This is a genomic window from Tannerella forsythia (assembly GCF_003860135.1).
Lineage (GTDB): Bacteria > Bacteroidota > Bacteroidia > Bacteroidales > Tannerellaceae > Tannerella > Tannerella forsythia_A.
Genome location: NZ_RQYN01000078.1, coordinates 1 through 8,456 on the forward strand (window position 1 = coordinate 1; position 8,456 = coordinate 8,456).

Annotated in this window: 10 protein-coding genes and 2 tRNA genes; 2 read left to right on the forward strand and 10 right to left on the reverse strand. The window is 45.0% G+C overall.

The genetic code is table 11. From position 1 onward, the window contains the following. Positions 1-376 precede the first annotated feature (376 nt). The 4 genes from EII41_RS12820 to EII41_RS12835 form a co-directional block, all read right to left on the reverse strand. Positions 377-452, reverse strand: a tRNA-Gly gene (locus EII41_RS12820). Between the two features lie 61 nt (positions 453-513). Then, positions 514-596 (reverse strand) — tRNA-Tyr (locus EII41_RS12825). A 31-nt stretch (positions 597-627) separates the two neighbouring features. Beyond that, complete coding sequence (ribH, locus tag EII41_RS12830) at positions 628-1,131, reverse strand: 6,7-dimethyl-8-ribityllumazine synthase (RefSeq protein WP_124752635.1); 504 nt, start codon at positions 1,129-1,131, stop codon at positions 628-630. A gap of 3 nt (positions 1,132-1,134) precedes the next feature. Further along, on the reverse strand, positions 1,135-1,827 hold the full coding sequence (locus EII41_RS12835; RefSeq protein ID WP_124790915.1) for a tetratricopeptide repeat protein: 693 nt from the start codon (positions 1,825-1,827) through the stop codon (positions 1,135-1,137). 151 nt (positions 1,828-1,978) lie between these two features. Between EII41_RS12835 and recF the strand changes: the two genes are divergently transcribed. Together recF and EII41_RS12845 are read left to right on the forward strand one after the other, a co-directional pair. Beyond that, entirely contained in the window at positions 1,979-3,082 is a 1,104-nt protein-coding gene (recF, locus tag EII41_RS12840; protein ID WP_124790909.1) for a DNA replication/repair protein RecF, read from the forward strand. After that, positions 3,079-3,372: a DUF721 domain-containing protein gene (locus tag EII41_RS12845; protein WP_124790910.1), complete on the forward strand. Its 294-nt coding sequence runs from the start codon at positions 3,079-3,081 to the stop codon at positions 3,370-3,372. The genes recF and EII41_RS12845 overlap by 4 nt, the downstream gene beginning before the upstream one ends. An 8-nt stretch (positions 3,373-3,380) precedes the next feature. Here the strand turns inward: EII41_RS12845 and EII41_RS12850 are convergent, their stop codons facing one another. The 6 genes from EII41_RS12850 to EII41_RS12875 form a co-directional block, all read right to left on the reverse strand. After that, positions 3,381-3,938 (reverse strand): 5-formyltetrahydrofolate cyclo-ligase, encoded by a 558-nt coding sequence (locus EII41_RS12850; RefSeq protein WP_124790911.1) that lies wholly within the window; start codon positions 3,936-3,938, stop codon positions 3,381-3,383. Then, a complete protein-coding gene (locus tag EII41_RS12855; protein WP_260425590.1) occupies positions 3,935-5,578 on the reverse strand; it encodes a S41 family peptidase in 1,644 nt (547 codons plus the stop codon). Before EII41_RS12855 ends, EII41_RS12850 begins: the two co-directional genes overlap by 4 nt. Next, positions 5,575-6,018 (reverse strand): dCMP deaminase family protein, encoded by a 444-nt coding sequence (locus tag EII41_RS12860; RefSeq protein WP_124752640.1) that lies wholly within the window; start codon positions 6,016-6,018, stop codon positions 5,575-5,577. The genes EII41_RS12855 and EII41_RS12860 overlap by 4 nt, the downstream gene beginning before the upstream one ends. Before the next feature lie 80 nt (positions 6,019-6,098). Then, complete coding sequence (gene nadD, locus EII41_RS12865) at positions 6,099-6,704, reverse strand: nicotinate (nicotinamide) nucleotide adenylyltransferase (RefSeq protein WP_124790912.1); 606 nt, start codon at positions 6,702-6,704, stop codon at positions 6,099-6,101. A gap of 38 nt (positions 6,705-6,742) precedes the next feature. Next, on the reverse strand, positions 6,743-7,309 hold the full coding sequence (gene gmk / locus EII41_RS12870; protein ID WP_124790913.1) for a guanylate kinase: 567 nt from the start codon (positions 7,307-7,309) through the stop codon (positions 6,743-6,745). Beyond that, complete coding sequence (locus EII41_RS12875; RefSeq protein WP_124790914.1) at positions 7,309-8,181, reverse strand: YicC/YloC family endoribonuclease; 873 nt, start codon at positions 8,179-8,181, stop codon at positions 7,309-7,311. The genes gmk and EII41_RS12875 overlap by 1 nt, the downstream gene beginning before the upstream one ends. Positions 8,182-8,456 lie beyond the last annotated feature (275 nt).

An 8,456-nucleotide genomic window follows, 5' to 3' on the forward strand; every position in this document is an offset into this window, starting at 1 on the left:
GCGATAGGCCTTAAACTTTTGCTTGCAACTTTCCTCGTCCGGAAAGTGAGTTAGAAAATCGATCAGGGTCATTGCATTATTTTTTTTTGCAAAAATAGTCTTTTTAGGAAAATATACGGAGATTCATTTAAGATTTTTCTATCGCGGAATCTGGGTTGATTATGAAACACGCCGATGTACACGGGGTAAAATCCGTCGCTTCTCTTGTTTCTTATGCGTATCGAAAACTTAGCCATATCGGAATCTGTTTTTGTAATTTATTTGTAAGTTTTTTCAAATATATCATGGTTTTCGTTTGCTTTTGCCCCCCCTTGAAAACGAACAAAGGTTCTACGATCACTCGTAAAACCTTTGATATCTACTTGTTGTTTAAACTTGGAGCGGAAGACGGGACTCAAACCCGCGACCCTCAGCTTGGAAGGCTAATGCTCTATCAACTGAGCTACTTCCGCAATTTACATCCCTGATTCGATCTTATCCTACTGAGACTTTATATCTTCAAACTCGGGGAAGTGGGCAGTGATGGATTCGAACCACCGAAGGCGTAAGCCAGCAGATTTACAGTCTGCCCCATTTGGCCACTCTGGTAACTGCCCCCTTGTTAAAAATGCGATGCAAAGATACGCTTTATTTTTTTTCTGTGCAAACTCTACGAGAAAAATCGATCATTTTTATTGCGGTTACCGCAGCTTCATCTCCTTTATTCCCGTATCGTCCACCGGAACGATCTTCGGCTTGCTGTATGTTTTCCGTCGTCAACATCCCGAAGATGAAGGGAATTCCAAATTGTAGATTCAGTTCGGTGACACCTTGTGTAACGGCCGAACATACATAATCAAAATGAGGAGTATCACCGCGCACCACACAACCAATGACAATAATAGCATCGACGTCTTTGTTTTCGGCCATTTTTCTGGCTCCGTATGTCAGTTCAAAGCTACCGGGTACTCGCTCTACACAGATATTTTTTTCTGATGCGCCATGACGTTCCAAGGTATTACAAGCTCCTTCAAGCAACTTTTCCGTAATGTTCTGATTCCATTCCGACGCTACAATTCCAAAGCGCATGGATGAAGCATCCGGCACTTTATCGAAATCGTATTCGGAGAGATTCTGGTAGACTGTCGCCATCTTTTATTTCTTTTGAGCTAAAATCTCGGCACGAGTGATATATTTGTCGATCGTCATTGCTTCCATCGACTGATGATATTTCTCTTTGATTGTTTTATAAGCCTTGAGGGCTTGGTCGTACTGCTGTAAAGATTCGTAAGCAAGACCCGCCTTTTTCAGGTAAATCGGACTAATCAAATCGTTATCGGCTTTCGAAGCAGCTTTCTCAAAATAGCTGATCCCTTCTTTCGTCTGACCGGCTGATACGTAGCAGTCACCAATTAAACCGATCATGGTGGGGGCGATTTGCGAATCGTTACCGCTATATGATTTGAGGCGTTTGATCGCTTCCTGAGGATTCCCCAAACGATAATGACAAATACCGGCATAAGCTTTAGCCAAATTGCCCGACGAAGTACGCCCATATTGATCGATGATCGCTTCAAAACCATCATAGTCGACCCCGTTTCCGTTTAACGCCAAAGCGAAAGAGTCTTGTGCCAGATACTGTTCCCCTCTAAAAATCGCAAGTTTGGCTTTTTCCGCTTGCGGTTTGGCATACATATAATGATAGACCAGAATAAGACCTACTACCGCAGCAATACCTAAAATGACTGCAATAATAGTCTTTTTATTTTTTTCAATAAACTCTTCCGACCGGGAAACGATAGCCCCAACTTCTATCTCTTTTTCCTCGCTTGTTGTCTTCTTCGCCATAACGATAATAATTGTTTTCTGTTTTATTCCTTTTTGAAATTCAGGGTGCAAAATTAGCTTTTTTATGGGAATAAACCTCATGTACAGACTATATTTTTTATTTTTGTCCTGAAATCTTTGCTGATATTTATCGCATATAAGGATTAATATTATGATACTTAACAAACTGTCTGTTTTAAACTATAAAAATATCCGGCAGGCAGAGATTGCCTGTTCGTCGAAAATGAATTGTTTTTTCGGCAGAAACGGTATGGGAAAAACGAACTTGCTCGATGCGGTCTATTATCTTTCGTTTTGTAAAAGCCATGTGCACACAGCGGAAAGTCAACTGATTCATCGCGACGAAGCATTATGCGTATTACAAGGCGAATATGCGTATGAAGATCGGACGGAAGCAATTTTCTGCTCGATCAGCCGCGGGCAGCGAAAGCTGTTTAAACGCAACCAGAAAGCCTATCAGAAGCTGTCGGAACATATTGGCTTGTTACCTTTGGTGATGGTTTCGCCATTCGATTCGGAGTTGATTCGCGGGGGCAGCGACGAGCGGCGACGGTGGTTAGATGTGATCATCTCACAATATGATAAAGCGTATATGCACGCCTTGATACACTATAACAAGGCACTGATGCAGCGCAATCGGCTACTTCGCGACCAAAGCCGTGACCAATCGCTGTACGAAGTGTTAGAGATGCAATTGGCGCAACATGGAGAGGTAATTTTTCAAAAACGGGTACGACTTGTCGATGTCTTTCTCCCATTCTTCAATGAATATTATCAGATCATCTGTCGATCGTCCGAGCATGTAGGGCTTCAATACATTTCGCAACTCCGGTCGGTCCATCTGGAAGAAAAGCTGGCCGAAGATCGCGAACGTGAACGTGCGGTAGGCTATACCCTCACGGGAATCCACAAAGATGATCTTGAAATGACCTTAAACGATTCACTGATCCGTCATATCGGTTCGCAAGGGCAAAACAAAACATACTTGATCGCGATGAAGCTGGCGCAGTTCTCATTTCTTGCCACCCAAAGCCACACGATGCCGATTCTACTCCTCGATGACATTTTCGACAAGCTCGACGCGGAGCGGGTAGAGCAGATTATTCAATTAGTAGGCAGCGATCAGTTCGGACAGATCTTTATCACGGATACGAACCGGAAATATTTAGACCAAATGCTGAAAGCCATCCAACAACACTATACGGTATTTAAAGTAGAAGCAGGGCAAGTATTGCCGATGGAGGGCGAGGTATGAAACGGACACATGCGCAACCCCTTGGCGAGCTGCTACAGGAATTTTACAAGGAGCGTCCCGAACTTCGGCAGAAAATACTCGAAGTGCGTGTCGTTCGTGCATGGGGAGAAGTCTTAGGACTCACCGTATCGAAGGCTACGCGCAGTTTATATGTTCGCCAAGGTGTTTTGTATGTCTCGGTAGATTCATCGGTATTGCGAAACGAATTGATGCTAAACCGTGCCCATTTAGTTGAAAAACTGAATGAATGTGCCGGTTCGGTCGTGATTCGGGAGATCGTTATCCGATAAAATGTAGCTTACCCGACGATTTCACTGTCGGTGATGATACGTGTCATTTTCCGATCGTGTGGTTCAGTCGGTATCCGATCGCGCAATTGAAAGCTGAAAGCAAGTCCGATGGCAGGAGTGTCGGGCTGAGAAAGCAGCCTGTCATAATATCCTTTTCCTCTGCCCAAACGGTTCAACTGACGGTCGAAAGCAACACCGGGCACGATAATCACGTCCGGTTGCATGGCCTCAGGTAAACTCGAAAGCATTTCAGGTTCAGGAATATCGAACGCCCCTTTCCGAAGATGATCTTTACCGGTATAACGTTGCAATGAAAGGTCGTCACCTACGACTACAGGCAGGAGAATCCGTTTTGCCTTGTACCATTTCTCAATAAAATCGGCCGTCTGCACCTCGCCGGGAAGCGCATAGTACAATGCGACACATCCGGCGTTGCGAAACAGTTCATCTTCTTCGAGATATTTCAACGCTTGCTGTGAATATGTTTGAAGCGCCAGTGTTGAATATCCACGCTTCAAAACGGCGATCTCTTTGCGCAAGGCTCGCTTCTCTTCGACAAGCGTCATGGCTGTTTTTTTTCTTGCGTGGGGATTTCAGGCCGCCAAGTCCCTTCTTCCAATACTTGAACAGCCTTCCGCAAGGTGAGGTCATCTTTCTGAAACACCGGATAAAAACCCGCATAATCGAAGAAGTGACGAACAATATACGATTGTATAGACTTTTCAATCAGACTTCTGGAAATATTAATCAAAGTCGGACGCTTTTTAACTCCCTTGCTTTCGGCATAATCCGTAAATTCATTCAAAACAGGCAGTTGTTGCAAATGCGCATATAGTTCCTGATACGTCTTGAAAGACGAGAACCTTTTATAATTCCGAGCGGCATATTCAATTGTAAACTGATAAAGCAGTCCTCTGTTCATCACACTGTTATAATAAGACGTGATGTGAGACGTGTCACGAGGAATAAAGATATCGGGCATGATCCCTCCACCGCCGTAGACCGTTCGTCCTCCCAACGTTTTATAGACGGCTGATTGATCCATTTTGATGCTGTCGGCCGAGTCGAACTCACCGTGAATGAACCGTTGATACAAATCCTGTTCATATTCGTCCGACTTACCCAATTGATACATTTTCTGAATGCATCGTCCCGAAGGGGTGTAATAGCGGGCAATCGTCAAGCGTAGTTCCGACCCGTCGTTCAAAGGAATCGGTGCTTGCACGAGAGCTTTTCCGTACGAACGACGTCCGATGATTAGTCCACGATCATTATCCTGAATGGCGCCCGCAAAGATTTCACTGGCCGAGCCTGATAGCTCGTCTGTCAATACGATGATCGGTACCTCCTGACATGATCCGGACCCGTCGGCATAAAAGTCTTGACGTCGATATGCCTTACCTTCCATATAGACAATCGGTTTTCCGCGAGGGATGAACTCATTCAGCATACGCACGGCGGCATCTAACATTCCTCCGGCATTATCTCGCAAATCAATGATAAAGTCGGTACAGCCGTCTTGTTTAAGTTTGGCGATTGCCGTGATAAATTCGTTGTATGTCGTGCGTGCGAAGCTTCGAATCTTGATATAACCGATGTTCCGACCGATCTTATACGATACTTCGATGGAATGATTGGGAACCTCTCCACGTGTTACCTCGAAGAAAGCGAGCTCGGACGAATGGTCACGCTGAATCCCTAATTTCACCTTACTGTCCTTGGGACCGCGCAGATTACGCATGATTTTTGCCTGACTGTATTTCTGTCCCGCATACGTCGAGTCGTTGATGGAGATGATACGGTCGAACGGCTGCAGGCCTGCTTTTTCGGCCGGTCCTCCGGGCATTACCGTGATGATAAGGATCGTGTCGTTGATTACATTGAACGATACGCCTATCCCGCTAAACGAGCCTTCCAGGTCATCATTGACGGCTTGCACGTTCTCAGCGGGGATCAGCACGGAGTGAGGGTCTAATTCGTTAATCAGGCTGGCAGCCGTCTTATTCACCAAATCATTCATATTGACCGTATCGACGTATTGCGTATCGATGATGTTCAATATCGTGTTGATTTTGTTTTTCCCGGCATTCACTTCACGCATGCGAGGCGAACGGGAATATAAATAGGCTCCGAGCCAGAGGCCGATGCCCAAACTTACGATAACCACTACAGGCATCCACAAGATATACCTTCGGGAATTACTCATTTTTCTTCTTGATTCAGGTGAATAAAATCGACGATGATGCCTGCCCGTTTGAGCAGTTTACAGCCTTCGTCCGTATGGTATTCGTCGGAATATACCACACGTACGATACCGGCCTGTATAATGAGTTTAGCGCATTCGATACAGGGAGACGAAGTAATATAGATGGTCGCTCCACGACTGTTATTCGACGAAGCAGCGACCTTCGTAATCGCATTGGCTTCGGCATGAAGAACATACGGCTTCGTTACATTATTTTCGTCTTCACAGACATTTTCGAAGCCCGAAGGTGTACCATTATATCCGTCGGAGATGATCATCTGATCTTTGACAAGTAAAGCCCCTACTTTGCGGCGTTGGCAATAAGAATTTTCCGCCCAAATCGCGGCCATCTGCAAATAACGCTTATCCGTCTCGTATTGTTTTGTTTCCTTCTTTGTCATTGAATCAATATCTTATTCTGTAACAGTCGGAATTTCTTCCGAACAGGCCTACAAAAGTAATGATATTTTGTGTTTCGTCTCTATCCGAAAGGGTATTTTTTCTCATTAGTCTCCAGACTTTCTCGTATTTCCGGAATATATTCCCAAACGGCTTCAGACAGGAAGAAACGAACATCCTTTTCTCTTCTAATAGCCTGACGAATAAAAGTTGAAGAAATTTCAATGATGGGTGCATTGAGAAAACGCACGGTAGGAAGATCAGGAGGAACAGCGACCTCAAAGCCCTGACGCGGATAAACCCATATCGGGAACTCACGGATCAGCGCATCGGATTCTTTCCATTTACTCAGGTTACTCCAACTGTCCGAACCCACAATAAGTACGAATAAAACCTCCGGATAAGATTCACGTAGAGCATGTAAGGTGTGAATTGTATAAGACGGACGAGGCAACGAAAATTCGAAATCGCTGGCTTTGAACTTTCCATAATCTTGAATAGACGCTTCAACCAACGACAGCCGAAAACGGTCGTTCATCAACGTATTTTCCGCTTTCAGAGGATTATGTGGCGTCACAAGGAACCACAGCTCATCTAACGGCTCATACTCGCAAATCCAGTTGGCCAAAGCTAAATGCCCGATATGTATGGGATTAAACGAACCTGAAAAGATGCCGACCGTCTTCATTGAAAAAGAAAACTAAAAGGATACCCTACCGTCACTCCTTAGGAGTGAATAAAATCCGTCACGGTTTTCAACGCTTCCCGCTGTGCCTGCTCCAAATCATCATTCACAATGATTCGGTCGAATTGGCAGGCAAACGAAAGTTCGTAGGCCGCTTTTTCCAGCCGACGTTCGATGACTTCGGGAGCATCTGTCGCTCTTTTTTCGAGCCGCTCACGCAAGGCTTCGATCGACGGAGGGCGGATAAAAACCGACAACGCTTCGGCTCCGTATTGCTCTTTGATACGGCAGCCTCCTACGACATCGACATCAAGCACGACCGTATTACCGCTCGCCTGAATATGCTCTACTTCCGACCGGAGTGTACCATAGAATTGATCTCGGTAGACTTCTTCGTATTCGAGAAATTCGCCTGCCGCTATTTTCTGTCTGAACTCGTCCGGCGTCAAAAAATAATATTCTCTGCCATCCTCCTCTTCGCCCCGCGGAGCACGGCTCGTAGCAGAGATCGAAAAGCGAAGTGGCAAGCCTTTTTCCAATAAATAGCGAATAATCGTAGATTTACCTGATCCCGACGGCGCTGAAAAAACAATCAGTTTTCCCTTCATTACAGTACATTCAAAATCTGTTCTTTGATCTGCTCCAAAACGTCTTTCATCTGCACCACGATCTTCTGCATCTCGGCATGATTGCTTTTCGAACCGAGCGTATTAATCTCACGACCGATCTCCTGAACGATAAATCCGAGCTTTTTACCTTGCCCGACCCCATTGTTCATCGTATCGATAAAATATTGCAGATGATTCTTCAATCGGTCTTTTTCTTCGTTGATATCTAACTTCTCAAGGTAATAAATCAACTCCTGCTCAAAGCGGTTCTTATCATATTCCACCTCAGGCACCTTTTGCAAATTTTCCAGCAAACGCCCCTTGATTTTTTCGATCCGCTCCTGCTCATACGGTTCTACTTCCTTGAGCAACTCTCCGATCGTCACAATTTTCTGTTCAAAGAGTTTCTGAAGCATCATCCCTTCTTGCTGTCTGAATTCGATCAGATGAGCCATCGCATCGGCAATTGCCTGATGAACCTTTTGCCATTCCGCTTCATCGACTTCTACCGTCTCGTTTTTGATCACATCGGGAAGACGCAACAAGGTGTGAAACCAATCGTCGGGCACACTCACCGACAATCTCTCCGCTAGGTCTCGAATCTGCTCGTAATAGCCTTCTACTACCGCCGCATTGATTTTTGTCGAAGTATCTTTCCCGATATATTCAACATGGAGAATAAGATCGATCTTCCCTCGCTCCAACTTTTGCGATAGCTCATTACGGATCTGCATCTCCTTTTCCCGATAAACGGACGGAATACGTGTAAATAAATCCAGTTGCTTACTGTTTAACGATTTGACCTCGACGGTCACCTTTTTATCCGGCATTTCGGCCGTAACCTTGCCGAATCCGGTCATAGATTGAATCATTTCTTTTCTCTTCGTTTCTTTTATCCGGCAAATGTACATGATTATTTTCAATCTCCCTAACAGAAAAGCAAATGCCTTTGTCCCTGAAAACATACATCCCCCCCCAAAAGGCCGTTTTTCTGCTTTACAAGGCCCGGCAACATCGCATCTCTCAAGATTAAATTCGGCAAGTGTCTGACGTGGGATTTTACGCTAATTTCACGTACATACGGATGCGCAAAAATTTCCGTCCGTATATAAATTTCGCTACATACGGACGCGCGTAAACTTACATA